Source organism: Sphingomonas morindae, from assembly GCF_023822065.1.
GTDB classification, from domain to species: domain Bacteria; phylum Pseudomonadota; class Alphaproteobacteria; order Sphingomonadales; family Sphingomonadaceae; genus Solisphingomonas; species Solisphingomonas morindae.
Genome location: NZ_CP084931.1, coordinates 370,783 through 390,247 on the forward strand (window position 1 = coordinate 370,783; position 19,465 = coordinate 390,247).

12 protein-coding genes are annotated in these 19,465 nt (G+C 70.3%); 3 read left to right on the forward strand and 9 right to left on the reverse strand.

Annotation, left to right across the window (positions count from 1 at the left end; genetic code table 11):
• Nucleotides 1–100 precede the first annotated feature (100 nt).
• The 4 genes from LHA26_RS18405 to LHA26_RS18420 form a co-directional block, all read right to left on the reverse strand.
• Nucleotides 101–787: a MarC family protein gene (locus LHA26_RS18405; protein WP_252168543.1), complete on the reverse strand. Its 687-nt coding sequence runs from the start codon at nt 785–787 to the stop codon at nt 101–103.
• Between the two features lie 108 nt (nt 788–895).
• Complete coding sequence (locus LHA26_RS18410; protein WP_252168544.1) at nt 896–3,493, reverse strand: PAS domain-containing protein; 2,598 nt, start codon at nt 3,491–3,493, stop codon at nt 896–898.
• A gap of 48 nt (nt 3,494–3,541) precedes the next feature.
• Nucleotides 3,542–4,942, reverse strand: a complete 1,401-nt coding sequence (locus LHA26_RS18415) for an alginate export family protein (protein ID WP_252168545.1) — start codon at nt 4,940–4,942, stop codon at nt 3,542–3,544.
• 57 nt (nt 4,943–4,999) lie between these two features.
• A complete protein-coding gene (locus tag LHA26_RS18420; RefSeq protein ID WP_252168546.1) occupies nt 5,000–6,355 on the reverse strand; it encodes an ABC1 kinase family protein in 1,356 nt (451 codons plus the stop codon).
• Between the two features lie 201 nt (nt 6,356–6,556).
• Here LHA26_RS18420 and LHA26_RS18425 point away from each other — a divergent pair, with 201 nt between their 5' ends.
• Nucleotides 6,557–7,807: an arsenic transporter gene (locus tag LHA26_RS18425; protein WP_252168547.1), complete on the forward strand. Its 1,251-nt coding sequence runs from the start codon at nt 6,557–6,559 to the stop codon at nt 7,805–7,807.
• 84 nt (nt 7,808–7,891) lie between these two features.
• Here LHA26_RS18425 and LHA26_RS18430 read toward each other — a convergent pair whose 3' ends face one another.
• Together LHA26_RS18430 and LHA26_RS18435 are read right to left on the reverse strand one after the other, a co-directional pair.
• Nucleotides 7,892–9,484 carry an FAD-dependent monooxygenase gene (locus tag LHA26_RS18430; protein ID WP_252168548.1) on the reverse strand — a complete coding sequence of 531 codons (1,593 nt, stop codon included), beginning with the start codon at nt 9,482–9,484 and terminating at the stop codon, nt 7,892–7,894.
• A gap of 328 nt (nt 9,485–9,812) precedes the next feature.
• Nucleotides 9,813–11,696, reverse strand: coding sequence for a M3 family oligoendopeptidase (locus tag LHA26_RS18435; protein WP_252168549.1), 1,884 nt, complete (start codon nt 11,694–11,696; stop codon nt 9,813–9,815).
• Nucleotides 11,697–11,844: 148 nt separating this feature from the next.
• Here LHA26_RS18435 and LHA26_RS18440 point away from each other — a divergent pair, with 148 nt between their 5' ends.
• Nucleotides 11,845–13,767 carry a CocE/NonD family hydrolase gene (locus tag LHA26_RS18440; protein ID WP_252168550.1) on the forward strand — a complete coding sequence of 641 codons (1,923 nt, stop codon included), beginning with the start codon at nt 11,845–11,847 and terminating at the stop codon, nt 13,765–13,767.
• A 3-nt stretch (nt 13,768–13,770) separates the two neighbouring features.
• On the opposite strand, the gene LHA26_RS18445 is transcribed toward LHA26_RS18440, so the two are convergent.
• The 3 genes from LHA26_RS18445 to LHA26_RS18455 all read right to left on the reverse strand — a co-directional run bounded on the left by LHA26_RS18445 (nt 13,771) and on the right by LHA26_RS18455 (nt 17,651).
• Entirely contained in the window at nt 13,771–15,594 is a 1,824-nt protein-coding gene (locus LHA26_RS18445) for an aspartyl protease family protein (protein ID WP_252168551.1), read from the reverse strand.
• An 81-nt stretch (nt 15,595–15,675) separates the two neighbouring features.
• Nucleotides 15,676–16,839 carry a T6SS phospholipase effector Tle1-like catalytic domain-containing protein gene (locus tag LHA26_RS18450; protein ID WP_252168552.1) on the reverse strand — a complete coding sequence of 388 codons (1,164 nt, stop codon included), beginning with the start codon at nt 16,837–16,839 and terminating at the stop codon, nt 15,676–15,678.
• 17 nt (nt 16,840–16,856) lie between these two features.
• Nucleotides 16,857–17,651, reverse strand: a complete 795-nt coding sequence (locus LHA26_RS18455) for an N-acetylmuramidase domain-containing protein (RefSeq protein ID WP_252168553.1) — start codon at nt 17,649–17,651, stop codon at nt 16,857–16,859.
• A 433-nt stretch (nt 17,652–18,084) separates the two neighbouring features.
• Between LHA26_RS18455 and LHA26_RS18460 the strand changes: the two genes are divergently transcribed.
• The gene (locus LHA26_RS18460) at nt 18,085–19,461 is read left to right on the forward strand and encodes a glycosyltransferase (protein WP_252168554.1); all 1,377 of its coding nucleotides are present in this window, start codon (nt 18,085–18,087) and stop codon (nt 19,459–19,461) included.
• The last annotated feature ends 4 nt before the right edge of the window (nt 19,462–19,465 follow it).

Sequence of the window (19,465 nt, forward strand, 5' to 3'; positions counted from 1 at the left end):
GCCCGCCGGATTATCTCCGGGGGCGGCCGATCGGCAGGTGCGCGCCCGGCGGCCCGCCCCTATTCCCGCGCTGAAGCCCGGTCAGCGCCCCGCTACGCCTTCAGCCATGGCCGGTGCGGATCAGATCGGCGACGCCGAGCACGCCGGTGATCATGATCTGCACGCCGACGCAGAGCAGCAGGAAGGCGATCAGCCGCGACATCACCCGCGCGCCGCCGGGGCCGAGCAGCGCCACCACGCTGTCCGCGCCGCGATAGCAGAGCCAGATCAGCGCCGCGACGCAGCCCGCCGCGAGGCTGACGCCGCCGAAGAAGCCGAGCAGCCCCGCCCCGCTCGCCGGGCGCTGCGAGGACAGGGCGATCGCCACCGCGATCGTGCCCGGCCCGGTGGTGAGCGGCATGGTGAGCGGGAAGAAGGCGACATCGTCGGCCGCGCCATGGGCGGGCTCGGCGGCGCTGGCCTTGCGCTCCTCATGCACTTCGGGCTGCATCAGCAGGCTCCACGCGCGGACCGCGACGACGATGCCGCCGGCGATGCGCAGCGCGCTGAGGCTGACGCCGAAGAAGTTGAGCACATAGCCCCCCAGCCACAGCGAGACGAGCAGCACGATCAGCGCGTAGAGCGCGATGCGGCGGGCGAACAGGCGCCGCTCGGCGGGGGTACGGTCGCCCATCACCTCGTTGAAGATCAGCGCCGCGCCGATCGGATTGACGATCGAGAACAGGGCCGGGAAGGCGAGCAGGAAGGCGCCGATCGCGGTGCCCACGGGGATCGGGCTCAGCTCCATGGCGCGGCCTTGTCCGGCGCGGCGGCGCGGCTCGTCATCGCTGTCATCCTCCGGTCCGCCCCCCGCCTCTATGGACCGGCGCCGCCGCGATCCGCAAGACGGCCGCCGTCACAGCGCGGCGAGGCTCGCGGCGAGATCGGCGTTGCGGAACGGCTTGGTCAGCCGCGGCAGATCGGCCTCGATGCCATCGGCCTCGGCATAGCCGGAGATGATCAGCACCGGCAGCGCCGGCCGTTCCGCGCGCAGCGTCCGCGCCAGCTCGGCGCCGCTCATCCCCGGCATGAGATGGTCGGTCAGCAGCAGGTCGGGCGCGAGGCCTTCGCGGATCATGCGCAGCGCCGCATCGGCGGACTCGGCCTCGATCACCTGATAGCCGAGGTCGAGCAGCATGTCGGCGGTGCTCATGCGGACGAGCGGCTCGTCATCCACCAGCAGCGCGGTCCCGCGCGCCGCGCCGCTGGTCACGTCCGCCGCGCGCCGGGGCTCGTCGGCGGCGGCGGTGGGGCTGATCGGCAGCCAGAGCGCGATCCGCGTGCCCGTGCCGGGCGCGCTGCTGATCGTCAGCGCGCCGCCCAGCTGCGCCATCAGCCCGTGCACCATCGACAGGCCGAGCCCGGTGCCCTGGCCCACGCCCTTGGTGGAGAAGAAGGGCTCGACCGCGCGCCGCCGCGTCGCCTCGTCCATGCCGGCTCCGGTATCGGCGACTTCGACACGGAGATAGCGCCCCGCCGGGACCGGCGCCGCCGCGCCCGCCGCCACCGTTTCGCGATGCGCGGCGATGGTGAGCATGCCGCCCTGAGGCATGGCGTCGCGCGCGTTCACGGCAAGGTTGAGCAGGGCCATTTCGAGCTGATGGGCATCGGCCATGGCGGGCGGCAGATCGGCCCCCAGCACCATCCGCAGCTGGATGGTGGGCCCCAGCGTGGAGCGCAGCAGCGCCGCGAGATTGTCGATCAGCCGGCCGACATCCACCGCCGTCGGCTGCAGCGGCTGGCGCCGCGCGAAGGCGAGCAGCCGCTGCACCAGCGTCTTGGCGCGCTCGGCCGATTGCAGCGCCGCGTCGATCAGCCGGCGCTCGCGCGCGCCGCCCAGATCCTTGCGCACCAGCATATCGAGCGAGCCGATGATCGGCGTGAGAAGATTGTTGAAATCATGCGCGACGCCACCGGTCAGCTGGCCCATCGCCTCCATCTTCTGGCTTTGCCGCAGCGCCTCCTGCGCGGCCTCCAGCTCGGCCTGGGCGGCCATTCTGTCGGTGATGTCGCTGGCCTGGTGAAAGGCGCCGATCACCGCGCCGGCTTCGTCGCGCAACGGAGTGTAGCTGATCTCCCAGAGCGGCATGTCCTGGTCGGCGCGCCCGAAGCGCGCCACCGCGGTAAAAGCCTCGCCCGCCAGCGCGCGCGCCATCAGCGCCCGCATCTGCGCGCGCTGCGTGTCGGCGAAGAGATCGGGAAAGACATCGCCGATCCGGGTCTCGAAGCCATGGACCCGCTCGAACTCGGCATTGTGCGCGCGGTTGAAGGCGATCAGCCGATAATCGGTGTCGAAGGCGCAGATCGGCGCCGCCGTCGCCTCGACGATCTCGTGGAAGCGGCGCAGCTCGGCGGTGCGCGCGATCACCTGCTGCTCCAGCGTGTCCTTCATCTCGCGGAGCCGCTGCTCGGCGCGCGCCCGCTCCACCGCCACCTTGACGCGCTCGCCCACCTCCTGGATCAGGCTCTCCTCGGCCGGGGTCCAGAGCCGCGGCCCGGCATTCTGCACCGCCAGCAGCCCCACCCAGCGCGCTTCCTGGAACAGCACGACATCCACGAAGGCGCCGACCTGGCGCGCCGTCAGCCCCGCCCGCGCCTCGGCGCTCAGCCGCGGATCGCCGCCGACATCCTGCACCACCACCGGCCGCCCGGCCTCATAGGCGCGCAGCAGATCGGGGCCGAAGGAGGTCAGCGAATGGACGCCGACGATCGAATCCACGCCGCGCGCATGGTCGCTCTCCACCGTCATCACCCCCTCGGCGATCTCGGCATAGAAGACGCGGCTGGCATTAAGCCACGCCCCCACGCGCTCGGCGGTGAGCGCCATGATCTCGGCCGGGGTGGCGAGCCCGCGCAGCGCGTCCGACAGGGCGAGCAGAAAGGCCGTGCGCCGGCTGGCGGTGACGCGCTCCGTCGTTTCGGTGAGGATGCCGAGCACGCCCACCGGCGCGCCGGTCTCGTCGGGCACGGGCGAGAAATCGAGATCGAGCCACACCGGCACGGGCCGGCCATTGCGGATCAGCACCCGCTCCTGATCGCGCAGGCGCAGCGTGCCGCCGGCCAGCCCGGTCGCCAGCACCTCATCGACAAAGCCGCGCGCCTCGGGCCAGGCGTCGCGCAACGGCCGACCCAGCGGCGCCGCGTCGCGATCGCCGGCAAAGCCGATATAGGCGTCGTTGTGCAGCAGGATGCCGCCTTCGCCCCAGAGCAACACCATCGGCACCGGCGCGCGCAGCATGAGCGACACGGCCGCGCGCAGGCTCGCCGGCCAGAGCGGCAGCGGGCCGAGCGGCGTCGCCCCCCAGTCGATCGCGGCGATGCGCGCGCCGCACAGGCCGCCGTCGCGCAGAAAGGGCGGCGGCGCGTCTTCGTCCTCGCGCCCGGCGGCGGCGCTTTCCTCGATCTCGATCGAGGCCGGGCCGCGCCGCGCGGGATCGAAGACATCGTCGCTCATGCACGGCCCTTAGCACAGGCACGGCGCGACGCCATGCGCGGAGCGGCCTCAGATATCGAGGGCGAGATCGATAAAGCCGTAATGGCTGTCGCCATCGGCGCGCGCATTGGGAGCGTCGCGCAGGAAGCGGCCCTTGGCGAGCACGGCGCCGCCCACGTCGACTTTGAGCTGCTTGGCGATGAGCCAGTAGCGCACCCGCCCCTCCACCTGGGTGCCGGCGAACCGGCCCGAGCGGCCGGTGCGATCGCGCACCGCCGTGGCGGCGAAGGCGTCGGTCGGCTGATCCAGCCAGAGCAGCCGCGTCATGGCGAACATATCGAGCCGCGGCGTGGGCGTCGTCTCGGCGCGCAGACCCACCGAGCGGAGATTGCTGCGCGTCACCGCGCCATAGAGGCCGGTCGGTCCGAAATCGGCGCGCGAGGCGCCGAACAGCGTGTCGAAGCGCGTGTAGCGGTGCGGATCGCGATCGTCGCCGGTGGCGAGATCGCCGTGCAGCGACAGCCGCGCCACGGTGCGGATCGGCAGCCGCCAGCCCAGCTCGCCATGCACCAGCCGCGCGCGCACCGGCAGATCGGTGCGGTCGGTGATCGCGGTGGTGGCGCGCGCGCGGCCCACCTGGTTGGCGAATTCGAACTCGAAATCGGGGTGGCCCGCGCGCGGCGCCAGCTGCAGGCGCGCGCCATAGGTGGCGAGATGGCGGTTGCGCGTCGGCAGATCCGGACGGTCGCGCTCGGCGAGCCGGTAATAATAGGCTTCGCCCAGCAGGTGCGGCAGCAGCGCCGCCTTGGTCACGTCGCCGCCGAAGAAGCGCAGCGAGCGATGCGCCGCGTCGACGGTGATGCGATTGTCGTGAATGCCGGTGCTGTCGTTGGGCAGGCGGCTGCTCGGCTCGTTGGCGAACAGCACCAGCCGATCCTTGGCGGCCGAGTGCCAGTCCAGCAGCACGCCGGTATAGCTGTTGATGCTGTTCGAGAAATCGGGGCGGCCGATGAGCCGGCCGGCGCCCGTTTCGAGCGTGTAGCGGCCGGCGATCGCGCGGCCGCCGGCGCCCTGGCCGCCCACGCCTTTGAGCCCTAGGCCGAGATAGGCCTGGAGCGGCTCCAGCGCGTTGATGTCGCTGACGCCCACGGTAGAATCATGCTTCTCGCCATAGCCGCGCGCGTCGCGCAGCTCGCCGCCGGCGACGATCCGGCCATCGTCGTAATCGACCAGCAGATCGGTGCGGAAGGAGACGAAATGATCGCTCTCCGGCCCGGTCGGGCGAAACTGCCCCTCCAGCCCTTCCAGCCGCGCCCGGATGCCAAGCTTCACCGTCAGCGCGGCGGGCAGGTCCAGCGCATCGTGCAGCGTCCAGGGCGTGGCCGCGAGCGCCGGTGCCGGCACGGCGCCGAGCAGCGCCAACAGACCGGCCGCGCCGCGCCCAAGGCGCTTCGCCTTCTGTGTCACCATCGTCAGAAATCCCCCTATCGTCCTGACGACATTAGGAAGATCTCGCTAAGATGAGGTTTACGACGGAACGGTTACAAGGCCTTCCGGCGTCGCGGCGAGCGCTTCGTCCACCAGCGCACGCACATCCACCCGCGCCTTGAGCCGCGCCGCGAGCAGCGCCGTGCCGCTGATCTTGCGCTGCGCGAACAGCATGGCGGCGGGCGGCACGTGCCAGGTGGCGCGATCGCCGGCCATAGTGAGCGCCTCGCCCCGCACCTCGCCGAGGAAGCCGCGATCCCCGAAATCGAAGGGGCCGGGGCGATCCATCTCGCTGACGATGATGGCGACGATGCGATCCACCGCCGCGCGATGGCGCGCCACCGCCGCCGCACCCAGAAACCCCGCCGCCACCGCCGCGTCCCGCACCGCGTCGCGATCCCCGGCAAGCCCCGCCACGAGCAGCCGGCGATAGGCGGCCGCCGTCTCGGGGGCGACCGGGCGCGCGGCGCCGAAGTCGAGCAGCACCAGCCGCTCCTCGGCAGCGTTCCAGCGGTAATTGGCGAAATTGGGATCGGTCTGCATCACGCCGAACACGAACAGCTCGCGCAGCACCAGCCGCACCAGCGCGCCCGCCACGCGGTCGCGCGTCGCCTGCGGGGCCGAGACCAGGCTCTCGATCGGCACGCCCTCGACATAGTCCATCGCCAGCAGTCGCGGCGTGGTGAGCGCCGCGTCGGGGCGCGGCACGCGATAGGCGGGATCATCGCCCACCAGCGCGGCATAGCGCGCCATCATCGCCGCCTCGCGCAGATAGTCCGCCTCCTCGTGCAGCTGGCGCTTGGCCTCGGCGAGCAGCGGCGCGATGTCGAGTTCGCGCGGCACCAGCCCCGAGACGCGGAGCAGCGTCGCGACATTGTCGACATCGGCATCGATGCTGCGGGCGATCCCGGGATATTGGATCTTGATCGCCAGCTCGCGCCCGTCCGCGCTGCGCGCGCGATGCACCTGGCCGATCGAGGCGGCGGCGAGCGGGCGGCCCTGGAAGCCGGACAGTCTGTCGCGCCACGCCGCGCCCCATTCGGCGGTCAGCACCTGGTCCAGCTGGCGTGGCGGCATGGGCTGCGCATCCTCGCGCAGCCGGGCGAGGATCTGCGCGAATTCGGGCGGCAAGATGTCGCCCGCGTCCAGCGACAGCATCTGGCCCAGCTTCATCGCCGCGCCGCGCAGATGCGCCAGCTGGTCCGCCAGCCGCAGCGCATTGGCGGGGGTGAGCAGCATCGCGTCGAGCCGCGGGCGCTCGCCCGCGGCCAGGCGCCGCGCGCCTTCCGCCAGCACGCCGCCGGCGACACCGCCCGCCAGCCGGCCGAAGCGGCCCAGCCGCGCCAGCCGGCCGCCCGGCACCGCCCGCCCCCGCGCAAACTCCTCGTCCGCCATGCCGCGCTCCGCCATGATTTCGCCGCGCGCCGATCTGGCCGGGCCGGCCGACGCCGGCTAAGCGTCGCGACCGCGCCCCCGGTTCCGCCGCGCCGGCCGGGACTGAACTTAATCCATGTGAGCGGGTTTGCGACGCACGCCCGTGGAGACCGGAATGATGCTGCGCCCGCCCCGCCATGTCCGCCCGGACGCGCGCCGTCCATGAATCTGGCGAGTGGCTGCACCTGGGGCATCTGCGCCGCCGCCACCGCCGGCGTGATCGGCCGGCCCTGGCGCCTCCCCGAATGGATCTGGGCGGTGGCCGGCGCGGCGGCGCTGCTGCTCTTGGGCCTGATGCCGCTCGCCGCCGCCGCCAGCGCCGTCGCCAAGGGGCTGGACGTCTATTTCTTCCTGACGGGGATGATGCTGCTCAGCGAAACGGCGCGCGCGCACGGCCTGTTCGATTGGGTCGCCGCCACCGCCGTCAACGCCGCGCGCGGATCGCGGCCGAGGCTGTTCCTGCTCGTCTATGGCACGGGCGTGATCGTCACCACCTTCCTGTCCAACGATGCGACCGCGGTGGTGCTCACGCCGGCGGTCTATGTCGCGGCGCGCAAGGCCGGCGCGGAGCCCTTGCCGCTGCTCTTCGCCTGCGCGCTGATCGCCAATGCCGCCAGCTTCGTGCTGCCCATCTCCAACCCCGCCAATCTCGTCCTCTACGGCGGCCATATGCCGCCGCTGGGACAATGGTTCGCCTCCTTCGCCTGGCCTTCGGTCGCCGCCATCGTGGTGACCTATGCGGTGCTGCGCGGCGTGGAGCGGCGCCGCATCGCCGGTGCCTGCGCGCGCGACGTGCCGCGCGATCCGCTGGGCCTGGGCGGCGCGGCGGCGCTGGCGGCGATCCTGCTCACCGCGCTGCTGCTGCTGGCGCTGTCCGCGCTCGATCGCCCGCTCGGCCTGCCGACCGCGCTCGCCGGCATCGCCACCGCGCTGCTGGTTTCGGCGCTGACGAAGCGCACGCCGCTGGCGCTGGCGCGCTGCGTCTCATGGGGGGTGCTGCCGCTGGTGGCGGGGCTGTTCGTGCTGGTGGAGGCGCTGGACCGCACCGGCATCACCGCCGCGCTCGCCCGGATGCTGGCGCAGGCGGCGCGCGCCGATCCCCAGCGCGCGGGCGCGCTCGCCGGCACGATCCTCGCCTTCGCGTGCAACCTGATGAACAATCTGCCCGCCGGGCTGATCGCGGCGACCGCGATCACCGATGCCCATGCGCCGCGCGCGCTGGTCGACGGGCTGCTGATCGGCGTCGATCTCGGGCCCAATCTCTCGGTCACCGGATCGCTGGCGACGATCCTGTGGCTTCAGGCGATCCGCCGCGAGGGCGAGAGCGTCGGCTTCGGCCAGTTCCTCGCGATCGGCGCGCTCGCCATGCCGACCGCGCTCGCCGCCGCGCTGGCGGCGCGGCTGCTCCTGTAGGGGTGCGAGCCCGCACCATCGTCAAGCCCGCACCCCCCGGCCCGCCGCGTCCCGCCCGCGGATCGGGAATGTCGAGCCCGCGGCCTAGATCATCGCATGCGCGGGCGATCGGGCGATGATCCGCGACAGCGTGTCGAGGAGCAGCGCGCCCGGCGTGTCCGACGCGCCCGGCGAACGCCAGGCAACGATCGCGTCCGGCCGCACCAGGCTCGCGCCATCTGCGCCGATGCCGAAACAGGCCTCCCGACACCGCTCGTCGGGAAAGACGATGTCGTGGCCCAGCTGCAAAGCCGTTAGCGTCACCGGACAGGCCCTGGCGACCTGTCGCGCCGCCTCGATCCAGCGCGGATCGGCGCTCACGAGCACCAGATTGCGCGTGAAGAGATCGATCGTGGAGACGGTCTCGCCGCCGTGCTGGACGAAGAGATGCGGCACCCGCGTCCCCGGCTGTCCCGCCCATTGCGCGGGAGACGCGGCGGGGGGAAGGTCGCGGCCTTCGCCGATCACCGCGGCCGACAGGACGCGCTGGCCCAATTCCATCGCCTCCGCGCTGAAAAGCGCTTCCCCAGCCAAAGCGTCGCCGACCCAGCGCCGATAGTCCGGACGTGCGAATGTCTGCTGGTGGCGCAGCCAGCCGATCGGCTGGCGCTCCTCGCTGTAGGTGTCGAGCAAGCCCGGACCCGCCTCGCCGGCAAGCACCATCTCCAGCTTCCAGGCGAGATTATAGGCATCGTCGATTCCGGTGTTGGCGCCGAAGCCGCCCCGCGTCGGCGGAAGCTGGTGCGCCGCGTCACCCGCCAGGAACACGCGCCCGTCCTGATACCGGTCGGCGATGCGGCCCGCCATCTCCCATCGTCCGGTGGCGAGAATCTCGACCGGCAGGTCGCGCCCCAGCGCGCGCATGATCGCGGCGCGCAGCTCCTCCTCGCTGCGATCGGCATCGTCGCCGAACATCAGCACCCAGCGGCCATCGGGATAGTGGGTCAGGAAGGCCTGGAAGCCCGGCTGCTCGATCTCGAATTGCTGCACGCCGCGCTCGAGGTAGGGCTCGGCCTCGGCGCAGCGGAACAGGACGCTGCGAATGGTTCGGAGATGGCCGACGCCGCTGCGGCGAATGCCCAGCGCCTCGCGCACCGGGCTGTCCGCGCCGTCGGCCGCGATCAGATAGGCCGCGCGGATCGTGTATTCCGCCCCGGTCGCGCGCGCGCGCACCTGCGCGGTCACGCCGTCCGCGTCCTGATCGAACGACAGCAGCTCGGTGCCCTGCCGCAGGATGGCGCCTTGTTCCAGGGCGGCCTGCCGGAGGATCGGCTCCAGCACGTCCTGCGCGATGGCCGCCCCGGTGCAGGGAGAGGCCACGCCCTTGTCGGGCTCCTCCTCTCCCGGCGTCCAGGCGGTCTCCTCATGCCAGGCGCCGGTCAGGCTCTCAACCTTGACGCGCCGCAAGCGCAGGCCGGGCGGCGTCTGGGGAATACGATCCGCGATGCCGACCGCGCGATAATGTTCGAGCGTCAGCTCGGTGAAGCCGATCGCGCGCGGATGCGGCGCGCTGCCACGATGCCGTTCGACGACGATGGTCTCGACGCCGCGATTCGCCAGGAACAACGCGGCCGACAGGCCGACGAGGCTGCCGCCGACGATGAGGACCTGGCTGTGCTCCTGAGACGGGATAGACATGGGAAGACATCCTTTGCTGAGGTCGCGATACGCGACGGAAAGGACGTGCCCGTCAGTCTAGCGGCTTTGGCGAACGTGCGACAATCCAACGTCGTACACATCATGTCGATCGACCCCGGCCCAGACAAAAACGGCACACGCCTGCTTTTGCCGTGGTCCACACCCTGCGGGCTGGATTGGGGCTACCCGAGAGGTAGCTGACCGGGGCTCACCACGTCCGGTCCACCATTTTCGACCGGGTCAGAATACAGCCTCACGCTGCATCGTGCAAGGCGCGCCGTCTCGCGGAATGGAGTCGACGTGCCCGCCGCATCGCGGGATCGAACGCCTAGCCGAGCAGCGCCTCCGCCTGATCGAGCAGGGCGCCGAAGCGCGCGATGATCGCCTGATAGGGCGCCGGGCTCGCCATATCGAGCCCGGCCTTTTTCAGGATCGCATAGCCATAATCCGAGCCGCCGGCCTGGAGCACGCCGAGATAGCGATCGCGCGCGCCCGCCTCTCCGCCGACCAGCTGATCGGCGAAATAGGTCGCTGCGGTGATCGACGTGGCATATTGGAAGACATAGAAGCCGCCGTAGAAATGCGGCACGAAGCACCATTCGGCGGCATAGGTCGGGTCGATCGTCATGCGCGGCCCGTGATAGCGGCGCAGCAGATCGAGATAGAGGCTGGTGAAGCGGCCGCCCGACGTGCCCTCGCCCCGCTCCGCCAGATCGTGGATCGCTGCCTGGAATTCGGCGAACATCGTCTGGCGGTAGAGCGTGCCGCGGATCGTCTCCAGCTGCTGGCCGATATAGAAGAGCTTCTCCTCCTTGGTGCGCGCGCTGGCCAGCATCGCATGGGCGAGCAGCGTCTCGTGACAGGTCGAGGCGATCTCGGCGATGAAGGTGGGGTAGCTGGCGGTCTCGAACGGCTGGGCGGCATTGCCCAGCAGCGAATGCATCGCATGGCCCCATTCATGCGCATAGGTGGTGAGCCCGTCATATTTGTCCGACAGGTTGAGCAGCAGATAGGGATGCACGTCATAGGCGCCGGGGTTCATATAGGCGCCGGGGGCCTTGCCGGTGCGCGGGCGCGGATCCATCCAGCGCGCCGCCGTCGCCTTGGCGAACAGCGCGCCGTAGCGCGGGCCGAGCGGCGCGATCGCGGCGAGCGTCAGCGCGCGCATCTCCTCCAGCGTGAAGCGGCGCGGCAGCGTCACCAGCGGCGGGTAGATGTCGTAATAATGCAGGTCGGGCAGGCCGAGCATCCGCCGCCGCAACTCCAGATAGCGGTGGAATTGCGGCAGGCCCCGATTCACCTCGGCCACCAGCGTCCGGTAGACGGCTTCCGGAATCGCCGGCCCGTACAGCGCCGCCGAGAGCGCATTGGGGAATTTGCGGACGCGGGCGGTGAAGATCTCGGTGCGCACCTGCGTATCGAGATTGGCGCCCATGGAATTCTCGAACTGCTTGTAGCTCGCCCAGAATTGGTCGAACACCAGCTTGCGGTCCGCGCGCGACGGGGCGTCGCGGTGCAGCTCATAGCCCTGATCGTCGAGCCGCACCCGGCTGCCGTCGGACAAAGTGACGGTGGGGCGCGGAATATCGGAGGCGGCGAGCTGCTGCTGGACCGATCCGGGCCCGGCGAAGGGCACCGCCGTGGCCGCGATCACCGCCTCCGCCTCGGCATCGAGCGTATGCGGCTGCTGGCGCAGCACATCCTCGATCTGGAAGCGGAATTTGGCGAGGCCGGGATCGGCGGCGAGAAACGCTTCCAGCCGCGTCCGGCCGATCGCGAGCAGCTCGGGCGCGGTGAAGGCGCTCGCCTCGGCCGCCTGGCCGTACAGCGCGAGGCCGATCTGCTTGCGCTCCTGATTGGCGGCGATCCGCACATCCTCGTCCGCCTTGAGCGAGGCATAGGTGTAGAGCCGGCCGAGCTGGCGCTGCGCATCCGATTGCAGCTGCAGCGCCGCGCGCAGCGTGGCGGCGTCCGTGCCCAGCCGGCCGCGATAGCTGCCGATCCGCGCGATCAGCGCCGCCACCGCCTGGCGGTCCGCCTCCCAGGCCGCGTCGCTGGGATAGAGATCGCGCAGATCCCATTGCGCGGGCGCATCGCTCGCGGGCGGCGCTCCCGGGCCGTCCTGTGTGCCGGCCTGCGCGGCGGCGCTGCCGGCGCCGGCAAGCGCCAGGGTGGAGACGAGAAGATCGCGGCGGTGAAGATCGGAACGCATTGGCCCAGCCCCTGCCGGCCCGGAAGTGGCGGCACAGACTGGACTATTCCAGCTTCGCGGCGCCCGCGCCAGCCCTGCCGGCTTGTCAAGCGCGCCCTCGCCCGTCACACCCGCTGCGGGGGAATGGATCGTCAGTCAGGGATCGCCAATGTCTCGTCTCGCGCTGTATATGCTTGCCCTGTCCGCCGGGTCCGCGCTGGCCGCGCCGCCCAAGCCGGCGGCCGCGCCCGATGCCTCGGTGCAGCTGGGCAGCGACATTCCGGCCAAATGGGTCGAACCCCAGAATGACTATGATTATGTGAAGCGCGACGTGATGATCCCGATGCGCGACGGCGTGAAGCTGCACACGGTGATCGTGGTGCCCAAGGCGGCGCATGGCGCGCCCATGCTGCTCGAGCGCACCCCCTATGACGCCAAGTTCAACGCCAAGACCGATGCGCCCCGCATGCGCGACGCGGTCTGGTCGGCCGATCGCGAATGGGTGGACGATGGCTACATCATCGTTTCGCAGGATATTCGCGGCAAATACGGGTCCGAGGGCAAATATGTGATGACGCGGCCGCCGATCGGCCCGCTCAACCCCAGCAAGACCGACGACACGACCGACGCCTATGACACGATCGAGTGGCTCTCCAAGCATGTGCCCGAGAGCAACGGCAAGGTCGGCATGATCGGCTCCTCCTATGATGGCTGGACGGTCGCCATGGCGCTGCTCGGCCCGCATCCGGCGCTCAAGGTGGCGGCGCCCGAAAGCCCGATGATCGACGGCTGGATGGGCGACGACTGGTTCCATTACGGCGCCTTCCGCCAGGTTAATCTCGATTATTTCACGGGCCAGACGAGCAAGACCGGCGAGGGCGCGAGCGTGCCGCGCGTCGGCTATGACGATTATCAGAATTTCCTGGATGCCGGGTCCGCCGGCGCCTGGGCGGAGACGCACGGCTTCCGCCAGCTGCCCTGGTGGAACCGTCTGTCCGCCCACCCGGCCTATGACGCCTTCTGGCATAGCCAGGCGCTCGACCGGCTGCTCGCCGCCAAGCCCAGCACCGTGCCGACCATGTGGCTCCAGGGCCTGTGGGATCAAGAGGATATCTATGGCGCCATCCACAGCTGGGAGGCGCTCCGAGCCAAGGGACTGAACAGCACCAACTATTTGGTCATGGGTCCGTGGTTCCACAGCCAGGTGAACCGCTCGGCCTGGTCGCTCGGGCCGCTCAAATGGAATGGCGACACCGCCGCCGATTTCCGCCGCACCGTGCTCATTCCCTTCTTCGACACCTATCTGCGCGATCAGCCGCCCGCGACCCCGACGCCCAAGGTGCTGATCTATAATCCCTCGGAAAATCATTGGGATCGCTTTGCCGATTGGCCGGGCGCCGGGCCCGGCGCGCTGACCCCCTTCTACTTCCAGCCGGCCGGCGGGCTGGCCGCGCAGGCGCCGGCGTCGGGCGCGGACAGCTATGTCTCCGATCCCGCCAAGCCGGTGCCGTTCGAGCCGCTGCCCGCGCGCTTCGGCGATCATGCCAGCTGGACGACCTGGCTGGTGCAGGACCAGCGCTTCGTCTCCACCCGGCCCGACGTGCTGAGCTACCAGACGCCGCCGCTCGAGCAGCCGGTGCGGCTGGAAGGCGCGCCCTTCGCCGATCTCTTCGTCAAGACCAGCGGCACCGACGCGGATTTCGTCGTGAAGATCATCGACGTCTATCCGCCGACCGATTCCGAGCAGCCCGAGATGGGCGGCTATCAGCTCCCGATCAGCCTCGATATCTTCCGCGGCCGCTACCGCACCGGCTTCGATACGCCCACCGCCATTCCGGCAGGGCAGATCCAGGAATATAAGTTCCGGCTGCCGACGGTGAACTATGTCTTCAAGCCCGGGCACCGGATCATGGTGCAGGTCCAGTCCAGCCTGTTCCCGCTCTATGATCGCAATCCGCAGACCTTCGTGCCCAACATCTTCTTCGCCAAGCCCGGTGACTATAAGCCGGCGACGATGACGGTGGCGCACGGCGCCGAGGGACGCAGCGCCGTGCTGCTGCCGATCGTGGCGGCGAGCACGGCGCTGCGCTGAGGCTCAGCGCACCGAGGCCGGGGCGGCGGCGGCCGCCCCCGATGTCGCCGGGGCCAGGCCGAGCGACGCGACCCGGGTCGTGATCTTGGCGGAAAGCGCGAGGGCATGTTTGCGGTCCGCCTCGGCGGCGGCGGCATCGCCCAGCCGCTGTTCCGCCAATCCGCGCACATAAAAGCCCAGCGCATTGTCCGGTGTCGCCGGCAGCAGCCGGTCATAATCGGCGCGCGCCTCGGCGAAGCGGCCGAGCCGGAAGCGGAGGAGCGCGCGGCTGTCGAGAATGGCGGCATCATTGGGGCGACGCCGCAGCGCCGCCGCGCAATCGCTCTCGGCCTCGGCGAGCCCGCTATTGGCGAGCGCACGCGCCCAGCAGCGCCCGTTCAGCGCCAAGACGCGGCCGCTATCCTCCTTGTGGCTGTCGAGCCAGCGCGTGAAATTGACGATCGCGCGCGGATAGTCGCCGGCGCCCGTCAGCAGCGAGCCCAGCAACAGGCGCTGGTCCGCCGTCGCCGGGAGATCGGCATCGGCCGCCTCGAGATCGGCGCGCGCCTCGGCCTCCTTGTCATCCTTCAGCCGCAGCCGCGCCCGGCTCAGCCGCACCTCGCCATCGTGCGGGGCGAGCCGGATCGCCTCGTCCAGATCGCGCGCGGCCTCGGCATCGCGGTTGAGCGCGCGCAGCGCATCGGCGCGCAGCACGCGGTAATGCGCAATGTCGGGCGCGAGCGCGATCGCCTTGTCGAGATCCGCCAGCCCGTCCTTGCGATCCGCCGCCACGCGCACCGCGCCGCGCCGGGCATAGCCGGCGGCGTCCTTGGGCTCGTCCCCGCTCCCCGCCCCCGGTAGCGCGAGCGTGCCGCCCTTGGCGTCGACCGCGCCCTTGGGATGAAGGCCGAACAGGGGGCCGCCCTCATAGGTGAACCAGAGCCGCCCGACGTCATTATCGACAAAGATCCGGTGCGTGAGGAAGAAATCGAAGCCGATCAGCATGTCGACATCAAGGCCGGGCGCGTCCGCGAAATCGATCACCGGCCGGGGGATGATCTCGCCGTTCAGGTCCAGCCGCTCGAACTGCGCGCGCCAGGTGCGGGCAGAGCCTTGCCCGATGCCTGTGGACTCGCCCACCTCGGTGACGCCTTGGCCGCCCGGCACCACGCCCGCACGGCGCGCGGCGGCACGGGTGAGCAGCGAGCTTTCGGCGCCGGAATCGAAGATGGCGCGGATCGGCACGTCGTTCAGCCGCACCGTCCCGGTCGGGCTATGCTCGGTCTTATCGGCCGGCTCCAGCTTCAGCATCGTCACCGGGCGCTGCCCCGCCCAATAAGCGAGATTGCCGGTGCCGCAGCCCTGCGTCTTCATCAGCCGGACGACGCCGTGCGGCAGATCATATTCGATATCGGCGATGCCGAGAATATTCTGGCCGAGCAGCCCGGCCGTGCCGAAATCGCTGCCGCCCACCGCGAACTCGATATTGCGCAGCGGAATACCGGCGAAGACGAAGCGCTTGGCCACCGCGCTGCGCAGCCGGCTCGAGCCGCCAATGCCCGTCATCCGCATCTCGGTGCCCAGATCCCTGACGACCATGCCGTAGCGGGCCGCCGCGGCGGGCGCGATGGTGCTGAAAAAAGCGCCGCTATCCAGGATGAAGCGGGCTTCGGTGTCGTTGATGCTGGCGGTGACGATCGCGCGATTGCCGCTGATCGTCACGGGCAGTTCCACCATCTGCTTGATTTCACATTTGGCCCAGGCCGGCCCCCCGATCAGGGCCAAAAAGACCATCGCCACCCGGCCGATCAGCGACCGGACAGCGCCCGAACACGTAACCATCCCCATGCCATTCCCCCTTGCCCCGGAGCTTGGTAGCGCGCGTCGACCCAAGGCGTAAATCAGGGAATTCGCAGACTTGATCCTATTTCAGCTCGGCCAGGCGGTGCGATCGACGGGCGGCAGCGCCGCGCCGGCATCGGCGAGCAGCGGCGCCAGCGTCGGCGGCGCATAGCGGCGGCGCGGCGGCGCGGGACCGGCCTCCCGCGTCAGCGTCGCCACCGCCGCGCCCCAGCGCGCCACCACGCTGGCGTGGATCGCCTCGTTCACCGTCGGCAGCGTCTGGCCATCGGGATCGCGCGGCACATAGAGGCGCCGGCCGAAGCCGAGCGCAACGCCGCGCTCGCAGACGCGGCGGTACACGGGCGCGAGGCGGCTATAGGCGAAGCTGCCACGGCTGGACTGGTGCTGGGGCGCGTGCGGATCGAGCGTGGCCGGGCTCGGCAGGCAGGCGGGATCGAGCACCAGCCCCGCCGCCGCCGCGCGCGTCGCCATCCACAGCAGCGGGATATCGGCCAGCGCGCGATCGCCATAGCCGCCGCCGACATCGGCATGGGCGCCGGCGAACCAGGTCTGATCGATGCTCTGGCCCGGCAAGGCGCGACCGGTCCAGAAGGTCGGCACGAAGGCGCCGCGATGCTCGTCGATCGCCAGCGCATGGGCGGCGCGGCGCACGATCGGGCAGGCGCTGGTATCGTGAAAGCCATAGAGGCGGCGATTGACGGGCGCGAACAGGCTGCCGGGAAAGCCGAGCGCGCCCACAGTGTCCCACACGCCGAGAAACTGCACCGGCACCGCCTGGTGCGTCGCCGCGCCCGGGTTCGCGCGCAGGAAATCGGCCGGGCCGCGCGGCGGCGGGGTGCGGTAATGGCGCCAGGCCGCGCCGAGAAAGCCCAGCGCCTGGCGCTTGAGCAGCCCCGCCGCCGCGATCAGCCCGACCAGGCTGCGCGCGCTGAACGCCCCGCGCGAGAAGCCGAACAGGAACAGCTCGTCGCCCGGCAGATAATTCTGCGCGAGAAACATATAGGCCGAGCGGATCGCATCATCGACGCCGAGGCCGGTGCCGCCCTCGACAATCTCGCCCGCGCGCAGCCCGGTGGTGCCCACCCCGCGCAGATACAGCACGGATTGCAGCACGCCGCCCGTGCCGGTGGTGGCGTGGATCGAGCGGGCGAGGCGCACGACATTGGTATCGGCGCCGCCGACATCGGCATTGTTCCAGGTGCCGTCGAAACACACCACCAGCCTTTTCATCGCGCGCGCCGCGCGGATCAGGCGGCGGCGGCGAGCGGCGCGGCCTCGCCCGACAGCGCCGCCAGCGTCGCCGCATCGGGCGCGCCGGTCTGCGGCAGGCCCGCCGATTTCTGGAAGGCCTTGAGCGCGGAGATGGTCAGGCGGCCCTTGATGCCGTCGATCCCGCCCGTCTCGGCACCGCGATAGCTGAGCCAGAGCTGCGCCGCGCGCAACACCACATCCGGACAGCCGCGCGCCTCGAACTGGGCGCAGGCGAGTTGCAGCCGCTCGTCATAGCGGTTCCGCGCATAATCGGCGCCATTGTAGATGCGGGCATAATCGGCCCAGCGCTTGGCGGTGACGGCCGCGCGCAGCCCGCTCGCGGCGATGAAGCGCGCCATGCCGGCGAGCTGCGCATCCTCGCTGGCGACGAACGCCTCCACCATCGCGGCGGCGGACTCGAAGCCCGCCTTGGCATGGTTGAGGCCGAGGATCTGGCCCAGCCCCCAGGAGGCGCTGGCCAAGGCCGCGTCCTCGTCAAGCTGGAGCGCCGCCTGCAGCCGCACATATTGGTGCGCGCCGCCCGCGCCATAGCCGCCCGCCGTGGGCGCGCTGACGTCCGGATCATGGGCATCGAAGCGCCCGCCGGTGAGGCGGTGGAAAATATGCCGCTCGAACAGGATTTTGGGCCGCCGATCGGGCTGGAAGCCGGCACCCGCCGTCTCCACCGCGAGCAGTGCCCAAAGGCTGGCCGGCGTGGCGCCGATCGTCGCGCAGGCCTCGTCCAGCGCGGCCTGGCCGAGCGGCGTTCCGTGTCCGGTGAACCTGTCCATCTCACCTCCCCTTTGCTGTGCTGTGGCGACAGGCGGAGGGGACCGTTGCCAGGCATTCGCATGCCTGCCCGGCGTATCGAGTCGCGTCCGTGTGTCGTGCCGATAGTAGAGAAGTGGCGGACTGAAACAAGTCGTGCCGAGGCGGCGGAATCGGTTTCTCGCCATGATGGCAGGAATACAGTCGCCGGACGATCCATTCTTCATAGGTACTTGATTGCGACCGGATCTTTTGAAAGCTGCTGCTAGGCAGGTGCCCCGCGCCTGTGTGGAACCGGCGCATCGGCCGCAGCCCGTGCCGGCGGCGAGGCGTTTGCGCAAAGCCAGGCCGGCTTTATGCTAAACCATCGGTTTACTTTCTTTTCCTACAAAGGCGCCACCTGCCGCACGCGCCGATCCGCGTCCGCGCGCGATGCGGGCCACGGGAGGTTGACCGATGATTCCCAAGATCCTGCACTTCATCTGGGTGGGCGACGAGAGCAAGCGTCCGGACAATTGCATCCAGACCTGGGTGCGGCAGCACCGCGACTGGGATATCCGGTTGTGGGGCAATGAGGAATTGGCGGGAGACCCGTGGGTGAACCGGGCGCACATGGCCGCCATGGCGCCGCGCGAGCTGAACGGCGTCGCCGACATGATGCGCTGGGAGATCCTCCACGCCCATGGCGGCATCGTGCTGGATGCGGACAGCATCTGCCTGCGCCCGCTCGATCCCGCACTGCTCGATTGCCCCGCCTTCGCCTGCTGGGAAAGCGAGATCGCGCGGCCGGGGCTGATCGCCGCCGGCTATTTCGGCTGCGAACCCGGCAATCCCTTTGTCGCGCAGATCATCGAGGATATCGCCGCCGCGCCGAGCGTGGTCCACGACATGGCGTGGAAAACGGTCGGCCCGCAGCGGCTCACCGATGCCTATCGCACGCATCGCTACACGCCGCTGCGCATCTATCCGAGCCATTATTTCATCCCCGAGCATTTCACCGGCATCGCCTATGAAGGAAGCGATCCCGTCTATGCGCATCAGCTCTGGGGTTCGACCCGGCGCGCCTATGACGTGATCCACCAGCATGATCTCGGCGCCGTCGCGCCGGTTTCCGCGCCGGCCGAGGCCGCGCCCGTGGCGACGTCGCCCGACGCCGCGCCGGCGGAAACCGTGGCCGAGGCGGTGGCGGCGCCGGCGCCGGCGCCCCGCGCCTCCCCGCTCGAGGCCGCGCATGCCCCCTATTTCGTCCAGCGCGTCGAAGTGGATGACAGCCTCGCCCGGGTCAATCGCGTGGAGGTCTTCCGCCAGATCTGCGCGGGCAAGCGCGTGCTCCATATCGGGTGCGCGGACTGGCCGATCACCGATCCGGCGACCTCGCTGCACCTCGCGCTGGAGCCGCATTGCGCGCTGCTCGACGGATTCGACGTGCATGAGGAGGCGCTGGCGCAGCTCGCCCCGCTCACCAAGGGGCGCCTCTTCTCACGGATCGAGCAGATCGCGGACCGCTACGATGTCGTGCTCGTGCCCGAAGTGATGGAGCATGTGCCCGATGTGCCGACCTTTCTCGGCCAGCTCGAGGCGATCGACGCGGAGCTTTTCTTCCTCACCGTGCCGGACGCCTTCCAGTGCGGCAATCGCCACTTCGATTATCTTTCCGACAGCAAGACCTTTGTCGAGGTGGTGCATCCCGACCATAATGTCTGGTACACGCCCTACACCTTCGCCAACTCGGTCCGGAAATATAGCGGCTTCAATGTCGAGAAGCTGTGGTTCTTCAACGGCATCTCGCTGCTCGCCCTGCTCTCCAAGCCGCGGCTGGCGCTGGCCGCCTGAGCCG

Bases quoted from the DNA above. Each gene is read 5' to 3' on its own strand.
- LHA26_RS18440 (WP_252168550.1), top strand. From the start codon at position 11,845: ATGTCTCGTCTCGCGCTGTATATGCTTGCCCTGTCCGCCGGGTCCGCG.
- LHA26_RS18410 (WP_252168544.1), bottom strand. From the start codon at position 3,493: ATGAGCGACGATGTCTTCGATCCCGCGCGGCGCGGCCCGGCCTCGATC.
- LHA26_RS18425 (WP_252168547.1), top strand. From the start codon at position 6,557: ATGAATCTGGCGAGTGGCTGCACCTGGGGCATCTGCGCCGCCGCCACC.
- LHA26_RS18420 (WP_252168546.1), bottom strand. From the start codon at position 6,355: ATGGCGGACGAGGAGTTTGCGCGGGGGCGGGCGGTGCCGGGCGGCCGG.
- LHA26_RS18415 (WP_252168545.1), bottom strand. From the start codon at position 4,942: ATGGTGACACAGAAGGCGAAGCGCCTTGGGCGCGGCGCGGCCGGTCTG.
- LHA26_RS18445 (WP_252168551.1), bottom strand. From the start codon at position 15,594: ATGGGGATGGTTACGTGTTCGGGCGCTGTCCGGTCGCTGATCGGCCGG.
- LHA26_RS18435 (WP_252168549.1), bottom strand. From the start codon at position 11,696: ATGCGTTCCGATCTTCACCGCCGCGATCTTCTCGTCTCCACCCTGGCG.
- LHA26_RS18430 (WP_252168548.1), bottom strand. From the start codon at position 9,484: ATGTCTATCCCGTCTCAGGAGCACAGCCAGGTCCTCATCGTCGGCGGC.
- LHA26_RS18405 (WP_252168543.1), bottom strand. From the start codon at position 787: ATGGAGCTGAGCCCGATCCCCGTGGGCACCGCGATCGGCGCCTTCCTG.
- LHA26_RS18455 (WP_252168553.1), bottom strand. From the start codon at position 17,651: ATGGACAGGTTCACCGGACACGGAACGCCGCTCGGCCAGGCCGCGCTG.
- LHA26_RS18460 (WP_252168554.1), top strand. From the start codon at position 18,085: ATGATTCCCAAGATCCTGCACTTCATCTGGGTGGGCGACGAGAGCAAG.
- LHA26_RS18450 (WP_252168552.1), bottom strand. From the start codon at position 16,839: ATGAAAAGGCTGGTGGTGTGTTTCGACGGCACCTGGAACAATGCCGAT.